This is a genomic window from Arthrobacter sp. BF1 (assembly GCF_056680215.1).
In genome coordinates this window covers 1,427,721-1,445,282 of record NZ_CM155271.1, presented here as the reverse complement: position 1 = coordinate 1,445,282, position 17,562 = coordinate 1,427,721, and the positions used below count along the sequence as shown (strand labels likewise).

At 65.8% G+C, this 17,562-nt stretch carries 19 protein-coding genes and 1 riboswitch; of the genes, 8 read left to right on the top strand and 11 right to left on the bottom strand.

Going from position 1 to position 17,562, the window contains the following annotated elements:
• Window positions 1–107: 107 nt before the first annotated feature.
• Window positions 108–1,073 (bottom strand): DMT family transporter, encoded by a 966-nt coding sequence (locus AC1MCD_RS06770; protein ID WP_498677048.1) that lies wholly within the window; start codon window positions 1,071–1,073, stop codon window positions 108–110.
• 32 nt (window positions 1,074–1,105) lie between these two features.
• On the opposite strand from AC1MCD_RS06770, the gene AC1MCD_RS06765 reads away from it, so the two are divergent.
• On the top strand, window positions 1,106–1,339 hold the full coding sequence (locus tag AC1MCD_RS06765) for an RNA-binding S4 domain-containing protein (RefSeq protein WP_498677046.1): 234 nt from the start codon (window positions 1,106–1,108) through the stop codon (window positions 1,337–1,339).
• A gap of 105 nt (window positions 1,340–1,444) precedes the next feature.
• On the opposite strand, the gene AC1MCD_RS06760 is transcribed toward AC1MCD_RS06765, so the two are convergent.
• Window positions 1,445–2,095, bottom strand: a complete 651-nt coding sequence (locus AC1MCD_RS06760; protein WP_498677044.1) for an alpha/beta hydrolase — start codon at window positions 2,093–2,095, stop codon at window positions 1,445–1,447.
• A 95-nt stretch (window positions 2,096–2,190) separates the two neighbouring features.
• On the opposite strand from AC1MCD_RS06760, the gene AC1MCD_RS06755 reads away from it, so the two are divergent.
• The 4 genes from AC1MCD_RS06755 to AC1MCD_RS06740 all read left to right on the top strand — a co-directional run bounded on the left by AC1MCD_RS06755 (window position 2,191) and on the right by AC1MCD_RS06740 (window position 4,710).
• Complete coding sequence (locus tag AC1MCD_RS06755; protein ID WP_498678218.1) at window positions 2,191–3,039, top strand: SGNH/GDSL hydrolase family protein; 849 nt, start codon at window positions 2,191–2,193, stop codon at window positions 3,037–3,039.
• A 66-nt stretch (window positions 3,040–3,105) separates the two neighbouring features.
• Window positions 3,106–3,810, top strand: a complete 705-nt coding sequence (locus AC1MCD_RS06750) for a DNA glycosylase AlkZ-like family protein (protein WP_498677042.1) — start codon at window positions 3,106–3,108, stop codon at window positions 3,808–3,810.
• A complete protein-coding gene (locus tag AC1MCD_RS06745) occupies window positions 3,780–4,112 on the top strand; it encodes a DNA glycosylase AlkZ-like family protein (RefSeq protein WP_498677039.1) in 333 nt (110 codons plus the stop codon). Before AC1MCD_RS06750 ends, AC1MCD_RS06745 begins: the two co-directional genes overlap by 31 nt.
• A gap of 49 nt (window positions 4,113–4,161) precedes the next feature.
• Window positions 4,162–4,710 carry a hypothetical protein gene (locus AC1MCD_RS06740; protein ID WP_498677038.1) on the top strand — a complete coding sequence of 183 codons (549 nt, stop codon included), beginning with the start codon at window positions 4,162–4,164 and terminating at the stop codon, window positions 4,708–4,710.
• Between the two features lie 151 nt (window positions 4,711–4,861).
• On the opposite strand, the gene metX is transcribed toward AC1MCD_RS06740, so the two are convergent.
• Together metX and AC1MCD_RS06730 are read right to left on the bottom strand one after the other, a co-directional pair.
• Entirely contained in the window at window positions 4,862–5,977 is a 1,116-nt protein-coding gene (metX, locus tag AC1MCD_RS06735; protein WP_498677037.1) for a homoserine O-acetyltransferase MetX, read from the bottom strand.
• A gap of 13 nt (window positions 5,978–5,990) precedes the next feature.
• Window positions 5,991–6,105: riboswitch (SAM riboswitch) on the bottom strand.
• A gap of 83 nt (window positions 6,106–6,188) precedes the next feature.
• Window positions 6,189–7,550: a bifunctional o-acetylhomoserine/o-acetylserine sulfhydrylase gene (locus AC1MCD_RS06730; RefSeq protein WP_498677036.1), complete on the bottom strand. Its 1,362-nt coding sequence runs from the start codon at window positions 7,548–7,550 to the stop codon at window positions 6,189–6,191.
• A 205-nt stretch (window positions 7,551–7,755) separates the two neighbouring features.
• On the opposite strand from AC1MCD_RS06730, the gene AC1MCD_RS06725 reads away from it, so the two are divergent.
• Window positions 7,756–8,394: a VOC family protein gene (locus AC1MCD_RS06725; protein ID WP_498677034.1), complete on the top strand. Its 639-nt coding sequence runs from the start codon at window positions 7,756–7,758 to the stop codon at window positions 8,392–8,394.
• Between the two features lie 114 nt (window positions 8,395–8,508).
• Here the strand turns inward: AC1MCD_RS06725 and AC1MCD_RS06720 are convergent, their stop codons facing one another.
• A complete protein-coding gene (locus AC1MCD_RS06720) occupies window positions 8,509–9,285 on the bottom strand; it encodes a CPBP family intramembrane glutamic endopeptidase (RefSeq protein WP_498677032.1) in 777 nt (258 codons plus the stop codon).
• A gap of 142 nt (window positions 9,286–9,427) precedes the next feature.
• On the opposite strand from AC1MCD_RS06720, the gene AC1MCD_RS06715 reads away from it, so the two are divergent.
• Window positions 9,428–10,108: a histidine phosphatase family protein gene (locus tag AC1MCD_RS06715; protein ID WP_498677030.1), complete on the top strand. Its 681-nt coding sequence runs from the start codon at window positions 9,428–9,430 to the stop codon at window positions 10,106–10,108.
• A gap of 36 nt (window positions 10,109–10,144) precedes the next feature.
• Here AC1MCD_RS06715 and AC1MCD_RS06710 read toward each other — a convergent pair whose 3' ends face one another.
• The 5 genes from AC1MCD_RS06710 to tdh all read right to left on the bottom strand — a co-directional run bounded on the left by AC1MCD_RS06710 (window position 10,145) and on the right by tdh (window position 15,755).
• Window positions 10,145–10,942: a DeoR/GlpR family DNA-binding transcription regulator gene (locus AC1MCD_RS06710; RefSeq protein WP_498677028.1), complete on the bottom strand. Its 798-nt coding sequence runs from the start codon at window positions 10,940–10,942 to the stop codon at window positions 10,145–10,147.
• Between the two features lie 156 nt (window positions 10,943–11,098).
• Window positions 11,099–12,310: an imidazolonepropionase gene (hutI, locus tag AC1MCD_RS06705; RefSeq protein ID WP_498677026.1), complete on the bottom strand. Its 1,212-nt coding sequence runs from the start codon at window positions 12,308–12,310 to the stop codon at window positions 11,099–11,101.
• A gap of 11 nt (window positions 12,311–12,321) precedes the next feature.
• A complete protein-coding gene (locus tag AC1MCD_RS06700) occupies window positions 12,322–13,458 on the bottom strand; it encodes an NAD(P)/FAD-dependent oxidoreductase (RefSeq protein ID WP_498677024.1) in 1,137 nt (378 codons plus the stop codon).
• A 44-nt stretch (window positions 13,459–13,502) separates the two neighbouring features.
• Entirely contained in the window at window positions 13,503–14,699 is a 1,197-nt protein-coding gene (locus AC1MCD_RS06695) for a glycine C-acetyltransferase (RefSeq protein WP_498677023.1), read from the bottom strand.
• 9 nt (window positions 14,700–14,708) lie between these two features.
• Window positions 14,709–15,755, bottom strand: a complete 1,047-nt coding sequence (gene tdh, locus AC1MCD_RS06690) for an L-threonine 3-dehydrogenase (protein WP_498677021.1) — start codon at window positions 15,753–15,755, stop codon at window positions 14,709–14,711.
• A 139-nt stretch (window positions 15,756–15,894) separates the two neighbouring features.
• Here tdh and AC1MCD_RS06685 point away from each other — a divergent pair, with 139 nt between their 5' ends.
• Entirely contained in the window at window positions 15,895–16,806 is a 912-nt protein-coding gene (locus tag AC1MCD_RS06685) for a LysR family transcriptional regulator (RefSeq protein WP_498677018.1), read from the top strand.
• Between the two features lie 69 nt (window positions 16,807–16,875).
• Here AC1MCD_RS06685 and AC1MCD_RS06680 read toward each other — a convergent pair whose 3' ends face one another.
• Window positions 16,876–17,535 (bottom strand): hypothetical protein, encoded by a 660-nt coding sequence (locus AC1MCD_RS06680; protein ID WP_498677017.1) that lies wholly within the window; start codon window positions 17,533–17,535, stop codon window positions 16,876–16,878.
• Between the last annotated feature and the right edge of the window lie 27 nt (window positions 17,536–17,562).

Sequence of the window (17,562 nt, the reverse complement as noted above, 5' to 3'; positions counted from 1 at the left end):
TGCGATCCCGCCGGGGGCGGGGGGCAGACGAAGGAAGCAGGGTGCAGGAAGCAAGGTGCAGAGGACTGCGTGTCCTAGCCTACCGGCCGCGGCCGCGGGACGGCGCGCTACCGGCGAAAGGCGCCGCGGGGCCAGGGAAGGGTGGCCACCAGGATCGCGGCCAGTGTCAGGAGGGTCCCCAGGATGGTGGGCAGTGCCACCACGGAGCCAGGTGCCGGGACCACAACGTCAAGGAGCAGGGAGCCCACCAGCTGGCCCGCAATCATGCCCAGGCCCGTCACCAAAACGCCCAAGCCGCGGACCAGCACGGCGGCCAGCCCAATGAAGATGCAGCCCATGGGCCCGCCAAGGTAGTACCACCACTCCGCCGGCAGCGGACTCCCCGCGCCCGCGACAGCGACTTTGATGCCCCACACAATCCACAGGAGGATGCCGCCGGCGACGAAGTTGACCAGCGTCGCCGCGATGGGCGTCCCGTAGTGGAGGGTTGCGGTCCCGTTCATGGCTTGCTGGAAACTCATCAGGAATCCCGCTGCCAGTGGCAGTATGAGCGGCAGCAGGAGCAGCCCGACGTCGGCGGCATTCCCAAAGCGCGGGGACACGGCCCAGGCCACGGCAATGATGGTCAACACGCTCCCGATGACACGGACTCCCGTGATGCCGCGCTTTCCGCCCGGCCCGATACCGAGCCGGTCCACCAGGAGGCCGCTGAGGGTCTGTCCGGTGACTGTGGCCACGGTGAACAAGGCAACGCCGAGCAGCCCCACAGTGGTTGACTGGGCAAAGACGAAGAAGGCACCCACGCCGCCGGCGAGGACGTAGTACCGGGGAAAGCTGCGCTTCCGGAGGGCAGGGACGATGCGGGCCAGCCCGGCCCGGCCCTGGGGCAGCAGCAGCGCGATGGCCGCGATCAGGATCAGCCCCGTACTGAAGCTCACTACCGCAGCGGCGATGCCGTCGTTGAGCCGGACCCCGAGAGCGCCGTTGATGCGGCCCTGGACCGGAATGGCCAGCCCCGCGCCGACTGCCAGTGGAAGGCCGGCGAGCAGCGGCAGCCGTGGGGTGTGGGTCATTGAATTCACCTTACGTCAGGCATCATTGCTGTATGAGCAACCAGGACATCGAAGAGATCCCCATCCGTGACAGCATGATCCGCCTTGGCCAGCTCCTGAAGCTCGCCAGCCTGGTGGAAGACGGTGTGGAAGCTGCCGAGCTCATCAAGAACGGCCTCGTCAAGGTCAACGGCGAAATCGATGAACGGCGCGGCCGCCAGCTGCACAACGGTGACACCGTGACCGTCAACGGCCAGACCGTGAAGGTCATTGCCCCGGAGGCCTGAAAACCAGACGCCTAAGCGCGGGCGAGGCATCGACCCCCCGAGCGATGACAACGCGACCTGCGGCACTGTGCCCTTGCCGCCGTCGTGCGTTACGTGGTCAGCACTTCACTTGTTCAGCACCTCGTGCGTCAGGAACTCGGAGACGTGCCCGATCTCCTGCTGGTTGATGCCGTGCCACATGCCCGTGTAGAGGACCTTGGTCAGTTTGACGTGCCCCCGCACCCAGCCCATGGTGTAGTCGATCTTGTCCGGGGTGATGACAGGGTCCTGCTGGTCGCGGCCCCAAAAGAGCGGCACGGATCCGTCCAGCTCGCTGTCCTTGAAGGCCGGATCGCCGTCGGCATCAATGACAAAACCGGAAAGCCCGACGACGGCTGCGTAGTCCGCGGGACGGTACCGAAGCAGTGTGGTGGCCATGGCCATTCCCATGGAAAAGCCGAGCAGTGTGACCGAGGAATGATTGGCTTTGACGGTGTCGATCCAGTCCTGCATGTAGTCGGCCGCTTTCTTGACGGCGTCCAGCGAGTAGTCGACAGATGCCGTGAGCGGGAACCACATAAATCCCGGACCTGTAGCGAGTGGCGCCCTGACCGAGGCAACAACGAAGTCCTGGGGCAGCATGTCGGCGAGGCTCAGGAGGTCGTGTTCGTTGGCCCCGTAGCCATGGAGCAGCACGAGCAGCGGCCGGCCGGAGCGCTGGTCCTCGGGACGGGACCACATAACAACAGGGGCAGGAAATACTTCGGCGTCAGTCATGGTTTCCATTCTTACAGTTACCCAGCGGTAACTACCTACGGTGGCGTAGCTTGAGAACGAAAGGGCAGGATAGGACCGTGACTGACGCAAGAGCCATGCAGAACCACCCCACGGCTACCCAAGCCCACCCCTGGAGCCGCTACGTGGCCATGGGCGACTCCTTCACTGAAGGCATCGGTGACCCGGAACCTTCAAGCCCTGGCGGGTTCCGAGGCTGGGCGGACCGGGTGGCCGAGGAACTGGGCCGCGGGCAGGATGATTTCGCCTACGCCAACCTCGCTGTCCGCGGAAGGCTCCTGCAGCAGATCGTGGACCAGCAGCTCGCCGCGTGCCTGGCACTCAAACCGGATCTGGTCACCCTTTCCGCCGGCGGCAACGACCTCATCCGGCCGGGCGGTGACCCGGATGCCCTCGCTGAAAAGCTCGATTCGGTGGTCCAGATCCTTTCGATGGGCGGCGCCACGGTGGTGCTGTTCAACGGACCGGACACAGGGTCCTCGGTCCTGGGCCGGATCCGCAGCAAGGTGGCCATCTACAACGAGAACCTCCGCACCGTAGCCGCCCGCCACGACGCCGTCATCGCGGACATGTGGTCGCTTAAACAGCTCAACGATCCACAGATGTGGGACGTGGACCGGCTCCACTTCTCCCCTCTCGGCCACCACACCATCGCGGCAATGGTGCTCGATTCGCTCAACGTGAGGCACACCCTCGAACCCAGCATGCCGAAGCCTTTGCCGCCGCGGACCTGGCGCGAAGCACGCAGCGGCGACCTCGTGTGGGCCCGCGAATACTTCGTCCCGTGGGTGGTGCGGCGGCTGCGTAACCGCTCCTCCGGTGACGGCATTACGGCAAAGCGCCCGACGCCGGGGCCCGTCTTCGGCCCGGGGGTCCCCTTGGGTTCCGGTGAAGGTCCCCTGGGCACCACGGAAGCCCGCCACTAGCCGCGGGCGCGAGCGCCTGTAGTAAAGGACGCCGATAGGGAGTCCGGGAGGGAAACGCAGCCCGCCATGGAACAGGACGAGGTGGTGCATCGCCGGCTCAACGCCCAGCTACTGCGAGGTTCCGGGGCGCAGTCCCCCGACGACGCCGTCCGGCACCTCCTCGCCGTACCGGAATGGACGCGGCCGCTGCCGGCCGAAGCGGACGGGTCCTGGCCGAAGCCGTCCAGGGCGGGCGGCACCTCACCCGGGAACAGTTGGCGGAGTACTTTGCGGCGTGCCGGGTTCGCTGCGACCGGCCTGGGACTGGCATACCTGATCATGCACGCCGAGATCAGCGGCGTGTTGGCCAGCGGATCGCCCGTGCGCAGTCCCGGCGGCGCGTTGAAACAGACGTACGCCCTTTTTGATGAGCGTGTACCGGCCGGACCCGTCGGACTTTTTGACCGGGACGAAGCCCTCGGCGAGCTGGTCAGGCGGTACTTCACGAGCCGGGGTCCAGCCACGGTCAAGGACTGCGCAGACTGGTCCGGGCTCACGATGACCGATGTCCGTCACGGCCTCGCGCGGGTTCTGGACTCCGCTCCGGCGGTGTTGGAGACGGTGGCGATGGAGGGCGTCGAACATTATTTCCAGGCGGGCAAGGACGGCGGCGCGGCTGCTACAGGCGGCACGTTTGCTTCCGGGGCGTTGCTGCTACCGGCGGCACTGCTGCCACCGGCGTTACCAAGCGCGACGGCGGATTGGCCGACGCCGTTCCCCGGATCGACCTGATCCAGTGCTACGACGAGTACGTAATGGGCTATTCCGCGACGCGCCACTATTTGGGCGGCAGTGCCCCGGCGTTACCCTTGGGCGGCGTGCCGATGCACGTTGTGCTGCTGGACGGGCGGATGGAAGGCTCCTGGCGGCACACCCTGTTTCCGGGCCGCTGCGAGCTGGACATCCGCCTGTTCGGTTCTTCGGATCCGGCCTCACTGCGTGGCAAGGCCGTGGAGCACGCGGTTCAACGTGCCGTGTCCCGGTACGGGGCCTTCCTGGGTATCCCGGCGGTCTGGGTGGGTTCGACGACTTAGACCGCCCCGGGGCATAAGCTGGAGAGACATATATGAGAGGCACTACACCGTGAACAGCTTGTTTTTCTGGATCATCATCCTGTCGTTCGTGATACCGATGGCGATGCGGATGTACCGGAAGTCTGTCAATAAACGGAACCAGGGGCAGGGCTTCTCCGGAGGCTACCCCGGCCAGTATCCTGGTCAGTTTCCCGGGCCGCAGAACCAGCAGCCCCGCGACGGCTACACGCAGCAGGATTACATGAGCGGCGGCTACCGAGAGATCATGAGCCCGCAGCCACTCCCGCCGGGCGAGCCGCTGCCGCCCATGCAGCCCATCCCGCCAGCGAATCAGCAGTTCCCCGGCCAGCAATTCCCGCAGTACGGGCAGCCCCAGAATGACGGACAGCCGCAGCAGTTTGGCCAGCCGGGGCAATATGGCCAGCCAGGGCAGCGGGAAGAAGCACCGAAGCCTTCTGCCCCGGCAACTCCTCCGCCGCCGTCGGCCCCGCAGGGCTACCGCGCCCGGAAGCTCGCCGAACTGGACCAGCAGTACAGTAATGGCGAGCTGGCCATGGAGGAATACATGAAACGCCGCTCGGACATCATGAACGGCTGAAGGGTCACGCCTGAACCTCTGCAGACCCGCTAGACGCAGATCGACGTCTTAGACGCAGAGCCTTATATCGACCCGGAATACCCGGGCCAGGAACACTCAGGCCAAGATCACAGGGCCAGGAACAAGCCGGGCCACCACGGGTGCGTCCGCGCTAGACCAGGAATGTGCTCCGCAGTTGGCTGCTGAGCTGGCCGATCTCGGTCAGGAAACCGTCGTGGCCGATCGGGGCCTCGATGACGTGCACATCAACGTCGCCGGGCAGGGCGTCAGCCAGTTCGCGGGACTGGGACGGGAAGTAGAGCCGGTCGCTGTCCACGGCGGCCACAAAGAACCTGGCGGTGGCGCGGCCGAGTGCCTCGTCAAGGGAGCCCCGCCCGCGCGTGACATCGTGGCTCATCAAAGCATCGGTAATCGCGATGTAACTGTTCGCGTCGAACCTGCTCACCAGCTTCTTGCCTTGGTGGTCCAGGTAGCTTTCCACCTGGTAGCGGCCGCGCTCCCCCAGCGCCGCAGCCTTGAACGGCGATTCCGGGACCTGCGCCGAGCGTCCGAACCGGCCGTCGAATTCCGCCGCGGAGCGGTACGTGATGTGCGCAATGCGCCTGGCGAGGGCGAGGCCGTCCTCGGGCAGCGGTCCGCCGTAATAGTCGCCGTCGTTGAAGTTGGTGTCCTGGCGGATGGCGAGAGTCTGCGCTTGGGCGAAGGCGATTTGTTCTGCCGTGCTCGCGGCCCCCACGGAGATGACGGCGCAGCGCTGCACCCGCTCCGGAAAGGTGACCGCCCATTCCAGGGCGCGGGCCCCTCCCATTGAACCGCCCAGCACTGCAAACCAGCTGTGGATGCCCAACTGGTCCGCCAGCCGGGCCTCGGCCGCCGTTGTGTCGCGCAGGGTGACCAGCGGAAACCGGGACCCCCAGGGCTTTCCGTCCGGGGCTTCCGACGACGGGCCGGTGGAGCCGTAGCAGCCGCCCACAATGTTGATGGAAACCACAAAGAAGCGGTCCGTGTCCACTGGCGCCCCGGGTCCGGCCAGCTGCTCCCACCAGCCGGGCTCGTCACTGTCGCCGCGCGTCACGTGTGTGCTGCCGGTCAGGGCGTGCTCAATCAGGACGGCGTTGGTGCCGTCCGCGTTCAGGGTTCCCCACGTTTCATACGCCAGGGTGACGTCCGGCAGGTAACCGCCGGCTTCGAGTTCCAGGCCACCGATGGTGGCATAGCGGACCACGCCGTTTCCGGGAGCTGCCGTTCGGGAGATGGTGATCGTCATGGAAAGGACCTCTTCTACGCGCTTGCCCGCCGTCAATTGACCGGCTGGCCAGGTCCTCACCCGGGGCACCCCACCACGGAAGAGGGTTGCCGGCCAGCAAGCCGGGGCTGTCGCTGGCACTCATGACCTGGTTCGAGTGTACGAAACAGCCCCGGCTTCTGGCTAAGCGTGTGACCGGTTATGACTTCACGGAATTGACCCGTGAAGCGGCTTACTGCTGGCTGCCCGCTGTGTCCTGCCCCGTTCCGGCGGCCCCTTCGGCGCTTTTGGCTGCCCGGAAGCCGGCTTCGAGGTCGGCGATGATGTCATTGATGTGCTCGATGCCCACGGAAAGTCGGACCAGCCCCGGCGTTACGCCGGCAATGGCCTGCTGCTCGGCCGAGAGCTGGCTGTGCGTTGTGGAGGCCGGGTGGATGACCAGCGACCGGACGTCCCCGATGTTGGCCACGTGGGAATGGAGTTCCAGGGCGTCCACGAAGCGCTTGCCTGCCTCCGCGCCGCCGGCCAGGTTGAAGCCGACTACCGCGCCGGTGCCCTTGGGCCCGTACTTGAGTCCCCGCTGGTACCACGGGCTGGACGGCAGGCCCGCGTAGGCGACCGATTCGACGTCGTCGCGCGCCTCAAGCCAGCGCGCCACTTCGACGGCGTTCGCCACGTGCCGTTCCACCCGAAGGCTCAGCGTCTCCAGCCCCTGGGCAATCAGGAAGGCATTGAACGGGGACACTGCGGAGCCCAGATCGCGAAGCAGCTGGACGCGGGCCTTCAGAATGTAGGACAGGTTGGCGCCGAGTGCTCCGTCCGCCCCAAGATCGCGGGCGTAGACAAGGCCGTTGTACGTCGGATCCGGGGTGTTGAAGCCGGGGAACCGCTCAGGGTCCTTGCCGAAGTCGAAATTGCCCGAATCCACGATCACGCCGGCGATGGCCGAGCCGTGACCGCCCAGGTACTTGGTGGCGGAGTGGACCACAATGTCCGCGCCCCATTCGAGCGGCCGGATCAGGTAGGGCGTGGACAGGGTGTTGTCCACAATCAGCGGCACACCGGCGTCGTGCGCGGCCTGCGACACGCCTTCAATGTCCAGCACGTCCTGGCGCGGATTGGAGACCACCTCGGCGAAGAAGAGCTTGGTATTGGGCTGGACGGCGTCCCGCCACTGGTCCAGGTTGTCCGGGTCCCCCACAAACGTGACGGAGATACCGAACTTCTTCAGCGTGTGCGCCAGCAGGTTATAGGTGCCGCCGTAGAGGCTCGGGCTGGCCACCACATGGTCCCCGGCTTCGGCGATGTTCAGGATGGCAAAGGTTTCCGCTGCCTGTCCGGAACTCAGCAGCAGGGCTCCCAGGCCGCCCTCCAGGCTGGCGATCCGCTGTTCCACGGCGTCCTGCGTGGGGTTGCCGATGCGCGTATAGATCGGCGCGAGTTCCGCGAGGGCGAACCGGTTGGCGGCGCTTTCCGCGCTGGGGAAGACGAACGACGTCGTCTGATAGATCGGCAGGGCGCGGGCACCGGTGGCACTGTCCGGCTCCTGTCCAGCGTGGATCTGGCGGGTTTCGAAAGACCATCCGTTCGACATTCAGGACTCCTTTGACGAGGTGTGGCACTGCACGTGTGCGTTCAGTCTAGGAAGGCTGCCTGACCGGTAACAGGATTGTGACGAAGGTGGTCGGTAGAGGGAATTCGGCGCCGGGGGGGCACAATTCCTCTCCGGGAACGAAACAAAAAACACGATAAGGGTACCCTTAGCTGAGAGGGGCATCACAAAGTGCCAAGATGATGGCATGCGCATGGATCACGTCTCTTACGCCTGTGAACAAGATGGCCTCGCTGCCACCACCGAACGTATTTCGTCTGCCCTCGGCGTTGAAGCCGTGAAGGGTGGAGTGCATCCCCGTTTCGGAACCCGGAACATGATCATTCCCCTCGCCGGCCACAAGTACCTGGAAGTTGTGGAGGTGCTGAACCACCCGGCCTCGGACAAGGCTCCCTTTGGGCAGGCTGTCCGGGCCCGCTCCGAAGCCGGCGGCGGCTGGATGGGCTGGTGCGTCGAAGTGGACGACCTCGCACCGTTCGAAGACCGCCTGGGCCGCGCCGCCGTCAACGGTAACCGCAAGTTCCCTGACGGCCGCGAACTGATCTGGAAGCAGATCGGCATCCTCGGCCTGATCGCGGACCCGCAGGTTCCTTACATGCTCAAGTGGGAAGGCGACCCCGCCCTCCACCCGTCCAACGCCTACGAAAGCAACGTCAAGATGAGTTGCCTGACCATCGCAGGCTCTGCCGAGCGCGTGACCGAGTGGCTCGGGGAACCAGTGGAGAAGCCGCTTGAGGACGTGGCTGTTGAGTGGGTCGCGCCCAAGGGCACCCCGGGCATCCTGTCCGTGACCTTCGAAACAGCCACAGGCGCAGTCACCATCTAGTCGTTCCGTCCTGACCGGCTTCCGGTCTCCCGGGCAGTGCCGCCCGGACCATATCTTCGGCCGCCATCAGCGGGTGCCAGCGCCGCCACCCGCTGATGGCGGCCGAATCACTTTTCAGCCCAGGCCCACGGCCCGGCCGAAGAGGCTGAAGCCCACAAACGCGACAATGTCCAGCAGCGCATGGGCAACCACCAGCGGCATCACCCGCTTCGTTTTGGTGTAGAGCCAGGCGAACACCAGCCCCATCACCACGTTGCCGATGAACGGCCCGAAGCCCTGGTAGAGGTGGTAGCTCCCTCGCAGGAGGGCACTGGTGAGAATCGCCAGGGGAACGCTCCAACCGAACTTGCCGAAGCGGTCCAGGAGGTAGCCCACCACGATGACCTCCTCCACCACGGCATGCCGCAGCGCGGAGAGAATCAGGACGGGGATGGTCCACCAGTGGGCGTCGAGCGCGCTGGGAATGATGGCGGTGGTTATCCCCAGCGCACGGCCCGCGGCGTAGAGGCCCAGCGACGGAATCCCGATGAGCGCCGCCAGGCCCAGGCCCTGCAGCAGGTCGCGGCCGGGCCGCGCGAAGTTGAACCCGAGTTTCTGGAAGGCCGAGCTGCCGCGGGTGCTCCCCGTGGCCGCCTGCCGCTGGTCCGTGAGGAAGTAGATGACCAGCAGCACAGGCACCAAGGCGAAGACGATGTCCAGCAGCTGGTACGTAAGGTCAAAGTATTCGCGCGGACTCCGCGACTGGTTCAGGGTGGAAGTCCCCTCTGCCAGCGGGGCCCGCGACATCTTGTCCACCAACTGAACCACTGAATAGACGGCTGACTGCCCCAGGGACAGCCCCAGCACAATCCAGACTTCAAACCGCAGCCGACGGCGGGAGGGAACCAACATGGTTCCATCTTGCCTGCAGTAACTGATTCTTTGCTGATTACTGGCAACCCGGCTCGCCGGGCACACCGCGGTGAGAGAGCGTTCGCCAAAAACCCACATTAAGTGAGAGAGCGTCCGGGGTGGGGACTTATGCTTGGGCCTTATGAGCGAGCCAGGGAAAATCATCATGATCCGGCACGGCCAATCCGCGGCGAACGTGGATACGACCATCTATAACCGGATCCCGGACTACCGGATTCCCCTGACTCCCCAGGGCCTGGTTCAGGCCACTGCGGCCGGCGAACGGATCCGCCGGGAGCTGGACGGCCGGCAGGTGTGTGTCTACGTGTCGCCCTACCTGCGCGCGTATCAAACCCTGGAGGCCCTCAAACTGGGCGACCTCACGGAGCGCGTCATCGAAGAGCCGAGGCTCCGCGAACAGGACTGGGCCAACTTCCAGATCAGCGGCGAGATCGAGGACCAGAAAGAGCTCCGCAACGCCTACGGCCACTTCTTCTACCGGTTCCGCGAGGGCGAGTCCGGCTCAGACGTCTACGACCGGATCTCCTCCTTCATGGAGACGCTGCACCGGCACTGGTCCAAGCCGGACTATGCGCCGAATGCCCTGCTGGTGACCCACGGCCTCACCATGAGGCTGTTCTGCATGCGCTGGTTCCATTGGTCCGTTGAGTATTTTGAGAGTCTCAATAATCCGAACAACGCCGAGGTCCGCACCTTGGTGCGCACTGAACTCGGCAAGTACGAACTCGATAATCCGTTCACGCAATGGGTGGACCGCCGGGTGGACGAGACCGTCCTGGATGCGCCGCCCGTGATGTACTAAGGCCGCCTGCATGTGGTGCCGCTGTCAGTGCATGGATTACCGCTGCTCGTGCGGCGCCACAATGACCTCGGTGCCGTTGGCCTCGAACGCTGCCTTGTCTTCAGCGGAGATGCCCGCGTCAGTGATCAACCGGCTGAACTCATAGCCGTCCATCGTGGCGAACGCCCGGACACCCACCTTGGAGGAGTCGGCCAGCACGTAGGACACCCTGGCCCGGCTGGCAAGGAGGGCGTTTACGGATGCTTCGCCTTCGCCGGTGTTGGTGGGCCCCACCACGGGGTCGATGCCGTTCACACCGATGAAGGCGATATCCAGGGTCACCTTCTGCATGATGATGTCCGTGTACGGCCCCACCAGCTCGTACGAGCGCGGATTCAGGATGCCGCCCGTGACCATGACCTTGATGTTGGGCCGGACGGCCAGCTGCGAAGCGATGTTGATGGCGTTCGTGACCACCGTCAGGGTGGGCTGGTTCGCGGGAGCGTTGAGGTCTTCGCGGGTTGCCAGGATCTGGGCCAGGGCGGTGCTGGTGGTACCGCCGCAAAGCCCGATCACCGCGCCCGGTGAAATCAGGGCCGACGCAGCCTGCGCAATCTGTTCCTTGGCCTCCGCATGGTCGTCACGGTTGTAGCGTCCGGGCAGGTCATAGGCCAGCGCCCCGATGGTGGCACCGCCCCTGGTCCGTGTCAGCAGCCGCCGGTTGGCCAGGCTGTCCAGGTCCCGCCGCGCAGTGGCAGGAGAGACGCCGAGCTGGGTGACGATTTCCTCCACCTCTACCTGGCCGGTTTTTGCGAGGATGTCCAGGATGGCCGTCAAGCGGTCGGTGCGGGTCATGGGGCCTTTCAGCGTCAAACGATCACCAAAATGTGACGTTTTATGATCATATCAGAGACGATCGATCATATAACGTCACTTTGGCTGGGCTTTCCGGCAGGACGCCACGGGACCGCGCGTCCAACTACCGCGGCGTCCAACTACCGTGGCGTCCAACTACCGCGCCCGAACCCCGGCCCGCCACACAGCGTACGTGAGCGGCATGCCCGGACGGTAGGCCAGATGCGTGGCGGACGGCGCGTTCAGCATGTGCAGGTCGGCACGGTGCCCGACGGCGAGGGATCCCACCGCACGTTCGCCGTCGGCGTCGTTCCCTGCTTCCCGGTGCAGCGCGAGCGCGCCCCCGTACGTCGCGGCGCGCACCGCCTCGTGGACGCTGAGGCGCATCTGCAGCACGGCCGTGGCCACGCAGAACGCCATGGAGCTGGTGTAGGAGGTGCCGGGGTTGGCATTGGAGGCCAGGGCCACCTGAACGCCGGCATCCAGCAGCTTGCGCCCAGGGGCCAGCGCCTGCCGGGTGGACAGGTCACACGCGGGCAGGCAGGTGGCAACGGTCCCCCGCGAGCCCGTGCCGTTCTCGGAATTCCAGCCGGACCAGCTGTCCGCGAGTGCCGCAACGTCAGCGCGTGCCAGATAGTTCACGTGGTCCACGCTCGCCGCCCCGAGCTCCACCGCCAGCCGGACGCCCGGGCCGACGCCGAGCTGGTTGCCGTGGACCCGGATTCCGAGTCCGGCAGTGCGGCAGGCCGCCAGCACCCGGCGGGACTGTTCCGCGCTGAAAGCCCCCTCCTCGCAGAACACATCCGCCCAGCGAACGTAGGGCCGGACGGCGTCCAGCATGGGCCCGCAAACCAAGTCTGTGTAAGCGTTGGCATCGGAGCCGGCAGGCACCAGATGGGCACCCAGGTAGGTGACTTCATCCGCCACCGTGGACGCGATCCTTGCGCTGCGCGCCTCGTGCTCCACATCCAGGCCGTAGCCGGTCTTGGTTTCGAGGTACGTGGTGCCCTGGGAGACGGCCTCGGACACGCGCGCCATGGCCAGTGTGGTGAGGTCATAGTCCGACGTCCGCCGGGTGGCATCCACCGTCACGGCGATGCCGCCGGCCGAGTAAGACTCCCCTGCCATGCGTGCCTCGAACTCAGCGGTGCGGTCCCCGGCGAAGACCAGGTGCGTGTGCGAATCCACCCAACCCGGCAGCACCGCCCGGCCGCCGGCGTCCACAGCCTCGTCTGCGGCGGGAGCGTCCGTGGCGGCGCCCAGCCAGGCGATCCGCTCGCCCTCGATCACCATTGCGGCATTTTTCAGGACCCGGTGTTCCAGGTCCTGGGTCATCAGCTCGGCGATATTGGTGATCAGGGTACTCATGAGTCCATTCTTCAGCGCCGGATGGACCAGCGTGTGGCGGCCAGTGCCTCCGCTGTCCGGGATTCCGGACGGACTGCGTTGCTTCCTGGCGTAGCCGCTGCCGAGTTGGGTGCCGGGCCCTTCCCGGCCAGAATCTGGGCAGCGGCCAACTCCGCGATGGCCGCCGAAGTCTGGAACCCGTACCCGCCCTGGCCCGCGAGCCAGTAGAACCCGGGAGCCTCGGCGTCGAAGCCTGCTACCGGAACGCCGTCGGCCGCTTCCGTCCGGAGCCCCGTCCATGCACTCCGGACACCGCTGATCCCGAGCGTGGTCACCTCGTTGAGCTTCGCGATCAGGCGCTCGATATCACCCGGCCGCGGCTGCGCATCCTCAGGGCCGCTGGGGACCGCTTCCGACGGCGAGATCAGCACGCCATCGCCCTCACGGCGGAAGTAGAACGAGTTGTCTGCTGCCGCCACCATGGGACCGTGTTCCGGAAGGGAGCGTTCGACGTCGACAATCGCCGCCGTGCGGCGGTACGGCTGCAGCCCGAGCTTCTCCACGCCGCTGATCACCGCGAGCTCGTCAGCCCACGCGCCGGCTGCGTTGACCATAACGGCGGCTTCGAAACCTTCCTGGCCGGCGCCTATTTGCCATCCTGAGCCCAGCCGCTGGGCGGAATGCACGCGGGCACCGGTCATGATGTCCACCCCGGCCGCTTCGGCGCGCGCCCGGTGGTCGGCCAGCAGCAGTGGGGCGTCGCAGCCGTACGCCCCGGTATCCAGGCCGGCGGCCGTGAAGGATTCCGGCACCAGGGCAGGGCAAAGCTCCAAAGCCTCGGCGTGCGTAATGGCCTTCATGTTGCCGCTGGCCTCGGCCCGCACGGCTTCCTCCGTTCCGATGAGCATAAAACTCCGCGGTGACAGGACCGGGGCGGGCAGCTCCGCGTCCCGGACAGCCATCAGGTCCAGGGTCCGGAGCGTCAGTTCCTGGACCACGGCGGGGCCAAAGCTGGGGATCAGCTGGCGGGCTGAGCGGGAGGACGAGTGATACGCCAACTCCTGTTCCGCTTCCACCAAGGCCACGCTGCACCGTCCGGCGAGCGCTGAGGCAAGGGAGAGGCCGGCGATGCCGCCGCCGACTATCAGGACGTCATAATGGGCTGCCATGGCTCCATCTAACCATTACTGATTCACCCGCGGCAGGGTGCGGTTTAGCCCGCTACGGCCGCACGGCTGGCGACGAAGGCACCCACGCACGCTTCGACGTCGTCCGCTGAATGCGAGGCTGAGAGCTGCACGCGAATGCGGGCGGCACCTCGCGGGACCACGGGGAAGCTGAACGCTGTGACGAACACACCGTGCTGGAGCATCTGGTCCGCCACCTTGGCAGCCATCACGGCATCGCCGAACATCACCGGGACAATGGCGTGTTCGCCGTCCAGGAGATCGAAGCCCTCCTCCGTCATCCGGCGCCGGAACAGCGCTGCATTCTCGAACAGTTTGGTCCGCAGTTCGCCGGAATTCTCCACCAGGTCCAGTGCTTTGATGGTGGCGGCAACGATGGCGGGCGCCAGCGAGTTGGAGAACAGGTACGGCCGGGCCTTCTGCCGGAGCATGGCCACCACTTCGCTGCGGCCGGACACGTAACCACCGGACGCCCCGCCGAGCGCCTTGCCGAACGTGCCGGTGTAGATGTCCACGCGGTGGGAGACCCCTGCGTGCTCGGGGGTTCCGGCACCGGTGGCACCCATGAAGCCGACGGCGTGGGAATCGTCCACCATCACCAGGGCGTCGTGCTTCTCGGCGAGGTCGCAGATGGCCTCCAGCGGCGCGAGGTAGCCGTCCATGGAGAAGACACCGTCGGTGACGATGATCTTGCGCCGGGCGTCTTTCGCTTCAAGCAGCTTGGCCTCGAGATCCGCCATGTCCTGGTTGGCGTAGCGGAAGCGCTGGGCCTTGCAAAGCCGGATGCCGTCGATGATGGAGGCGTGGTTAAGGGCGTCGGAGATGATGGCGTCTTCCGGCCCGAAGAGGGATTCGAAGACACCGCCGTTGGCATCAAAGCAGCTGGAGAACAGGATGGTGTCCTCGGTGCCCAGGAACTTGGAGACGCGGGCTTCCAGTTCCAGGTGCAGGTCCTGTGTCCCGCAGATGAAGCGCACGCTGGCCATGCCGAAGCCGCGGCTGTCCAAGGCATCCTTGGCGGCGACAATGATGTCCGGGTGGTCAGCCAGCCCCAGGTAGTTGTTGGCGCAGAAGTTCAGAACGGCCGTGCCGGGCTGGCCGATCTGCCCGGCCGTCACGTGGCTGGACTGCGGGGAGTTGATGCTGCGCTCGGTCTTGAAAAGCCCGGCAGTGCGGATCTCGTCCAGTTCGGACTGGAGCTGGTCTTTGATGGCGGTGTACATGGTGCTCCTTTAGAGTTCGGTCCAGTCGAGGACAACTTTTCCGCCGACGCCGGCGCGGGCAATGTCAAAGCCCGTTTCCCACTCCCGTGCAGGAAGCCTGTCCGTGACCACTGCCGAGATGCCTGCGTGAAGCACTGGATTGGAGGACAGCATCGCGCTCATGGCGTACCAGGTCTCGTACATTTCCCGGCCGTAAATGCCCTTGAGGGTCAGCATGTGCGTGACCACCTTGCCCCAGTCGATGGTGATGTCCTGGCTGGGCAGGCCAAGCATGGCAATCCGTCCACCATGGTTCATGTTGTCGATCATCTCAGGCAGCGCAGTGGGGTGACCGGACATTTCCATACCGATGTCGAAGCCTTCACGCATGCCAAGTTCGCGCTGCGCGTCACGGACACGGGTCTTCGAGACATCGATGGCAAGGTCGACGCCCAGTTGGCGGGCCAGGTCAAGCCTGGGCTGGGAGACGTCGGTGATGGCGATCTTGCGGGCTCCGGCGTGGCGGGCCACAGCGATGGCCATGAGACCGATCGGGCCGGCACCCGTGATGAGCACGTCCTCGCCCACCAGGGGGAAGCTGAGCGCGGTATGCACGGCATTGCCGAACGGATCGAAGATGGCGCCGAGCTCCGGGGTGATGGAGGGATCGTGGTGGACCCAGACGTTGGTCTCGGGGATGACCACATACTCGGCGAAGGCGCCGTCCCGCTGCACGCCCACGCTGACGGTGTGGATGCACATCTGGCGACGGCCGGCACGGCAGTTGCGGCAAATACCGCAGACCACGTGGCCCTCACCGGACACCCTGTCCCCCACCTTGACGTCCCGGACGTCTGCGCCCGTCTCCACCACTTCGCCATAGAACTCGTGACCGGCGATCAGCGGTGCCTCGATCATGCCCTGGGCCCAGGAATCCCACGACTGGATGTGGAGGTCGGTGCCGCAAATGCCGGTGGTCATGACCCGGATCTTGACGTCATCGGGGCCGGCTTCGGGCTCCGGGCGGTCAACCAGCTCGAACCCTGCGTGGGCGCCGGACTTGTAGAGGGCCTTCATTGGCTTCCTGACTCTTGGCGGTCGCCGCGCTTCCTGCGGGGCGGAAATCTTCCCTTCATTAGAGCCATTCCAAAGCGTTAGCACAAGCAGTAAATTCTCAATCGACGATGAAGCTATAGCTAATGCATAGACTGGTCGGATGGAAATTCATCAGCTGGAAATCCTCCGTGAGCTCGGTGCGCTGGGCAGCGTGAAGGCAGTCGCCGAAACTCTCATGGTGACACCCTCCGCCGTCTCCCAGCAGCTGTCACTGCTCCAGCGCAACGTGGAGGTCCCACTGACCCGGAAAGAGGGCCGGAACCTGGTGCTCACCGAGGCCGGCCAGGTGCTGGCGGACGCCGGTGCCGCCGTCGTCAGCGCCATGGCCGATGCCCGGACAGCGATCGGCGCGTATCACGGCTCGCCGGTGGCACCGGTGACGCTCAGCGGCTTCCACAGTGCAGGCCAGGCGTTGTTTGCTCCGCTCGCGCGGCTCCTCGACGCACCTGGCCAGCCGAGGATCCAGCTGTCCGACGAGGACGTGGCCCAGCAGGACTTCCCCGGGCTGACGGCGCGCTACGACCTGGTGCTGGCGCACCGGATGGACCACAGCCCGCGCTGGCCGGAGGAACGGGTGGCTGTGATCCCCCTGGCGCACGAGCCCCTGGATGTGGCACTTCCAGCCGACCACCGCCTCGCCGGACAGGACACCGTCACAGCGGCCGACGTCGTGGGCGAACCCTGGGTGACCAGCCACACGGGATACTCCCCCGCGGACGTGCTGTCCGCCGTCGCCGCCGTCTCCAGCAAGGAACTGAACATCGTCCACCGGATCAACGACTACTCCACCGTCGCCGCACTGGTGGCTGCCGGTGGCGTGGTGGGCCTGCTGCCACGGCATACCGCGCGGCCGGTGCTGAACCCCGCCATTGTGCTGCGGCCGCTCGAGGGCATCAGCACCCGGCGGCGTATCGATATCCTGGCGCGCCCGGAAAACCTCAAACGCCGGTCGGTGATGATTGTGTGCGAGGCGCTGCAGGCGATCATGACCGGGCTGGTGGAGCAGGGCTGAGCCTGCGCGCGGCTGGCCCAACTGGGTAACAGCACATGTCGTTATGACAGCTCATAGCGACATCTGCTGCTACTTACTTGGGGCGGGGTGGTGGCTCGTATTGGTACTTGCTTTGTGGCCCTTGCCGTGGCCGTACCCGTGACCGCGACCCAGACCAAGCCCGGGTCCGTCACCGGCGCCTTCGACGATCCGCGCTGCCGTGGCCTGGTCTCCACTCTTGACGCCCGAGATCCGGACGGCGTCACCCGCGGCGATGTCTGCGATGGTTCCTTCTGTGGGCTTGAGCCGCTTGCCGTCGTCGCCCTTAGCCGGCGAGCCATCCGCGGCAGGCGCCGGGAACTTGGTAATTTTTGTTTCCGCGTTGACCGCGTAGCTCCGGGTGAAACCGTCCTCGCTTTTCACCGTCACCGAGGTGGGGCTGACGGAGTCCACGATGCCCTGTTGGGTCAGCTGCGTTTCAAAGGTCCCGTCGGCCTTCTTCACCACGCTTTCGCTGTGCAGTTGCTGCGGGCGCTGGGATTTGTCCGCCTTGCCTTTGTCCGCTTTGTCCGCTTTGCCCGATTTCCCGGGGGCGGGCTCCCCGGATTTCCCCGAGGCGGACGGGGACGGCGTCGGAGAGGGCGAGTCCGCGGCAGACCAGGCGATCGCTGTGCCCGCGCCGGTCAGCGCCAGCGCCACCACGCCGGCCAGCATTGCCTTACGCAGCCTCATCGGCTCCCGAACTGACATGACCCACCTCCCACAGCAACCCAAGGC

Coding starts and splice junctions, on each gene's coding strand:
- AC1MCD_RS06700 (WP_498677024.1), bottom strand. CDS start 13,458: ATGGCAGCCCATTATGACGTCCTGATAGTCGGCGGCGGCATCGCCGGC.
- AC1MCD_RS06720 (WP_498677032.1), bottom strand. CDS start 9,285: ATGTTGGTTCCCTCCCGCCGTCGGCTGCGGTTTGAAGTCTGGATTGTG.
- AC1MCD_RS06730 (WP_498677036.1), bottom strand. CDS start 7,550: ATGTCGAACGGATGGTCTTTCGAAACCCGCCAGATCCACGCTGGACAG.
- AC1MCD_RS06680 (WP_498677017.1), bottom strand. CDS start 17,535: ATGTCAGTTCGGGAGCCGATGAGGCTGCGTAAGGCAATGCTGGCCGGC.
- AC1MCD_RS06765 (WP_498677046.1), top strand. CDS start 1,106: ATGAGCAACCAGGACATCGAAGAGATCCCCATCCGTGACAGCATGATC.
- metX (WP_498677037.1), bottom strand. CDS start 5,977: ATGACGATCACCATCTCCCGAACGGCAGCTCCCGGAAACGGCGTGGTC.
- AC1MCD_RS06710 (WP_498677028.1), bottom strand. CDS start 10,942: ATGACCCGCACCGACCGCTTGACGGCCATCCTGGACATCCTCGCAAAA.
- AC1MCD_RS06760 (WP_498677044.1), bottom strand. CDS start 2,095: ATGACTGACGCCGAAGTATTTCCTGCCCCTGTTGTTATGTGGTCCCGT.
- AC1MCD_RS06715 (WP_498677030.1), top strand. CDS start 9,428: ATGAGCGAGCCAGGGAAAATCATCATGATCCGGCACGGCCAATCCGCG.
- AC1MCD_RS06770 (WP_498677048.1), bottom strand. CDS start 1,073: ATGACCCACACCCCACGGCTGCCGCTGCTCGCCGGCCTTCCACTGGCA.
- AC1MCD_RS06695 (WP_498677023.1), bottom strand. CDS start 14,699: ATGTACACCGCCATCAAAGACCAGCTCCAGTCCGAACTGGACGAGATC.
- hutI (WP_498677026.1), bottom strand. CDS start 12,310: ATGAGTACCCTGATCACCAATATCGCCGAGCTGATGACCCAGGACCTG.
- AC1MCD_RS06750 (WP_498677042.1), top strand. CDS start 3,106: ATGGAACAGGACGAGGTGGTGCATCGCCGGCTCAACGCCCAGCTACTG.
- AC1MCD_RS06755 (WP_498678218.1), top strand. CDS start 2,191: ATGCAGAACCACCCCACGGCTACCCAAGCCCACCCCTGGAGCCGCTAC.
- tdh (WP_498677021.1), bottom strand. CDS start 15,755: ATGAAGGCCCTCTACAAGTCCGGCGCCCACGCAGGGTTCGAGCTGGTT.
- AC1MCD_RS06725 (WP_498677034.1), top strand. CDS start 7,756: ATGCGCATGGATCACGTCTCTTACGCCTGTGAACAAGATGGCCTCGCT.
- AC1MCD_RS06685 (WP_498677018.1), top strand. CDS start 15,895: ATGGAAATTCATCAGCTGGAAATCCTCCGTGAGCTCGGTGCGCTGGGC.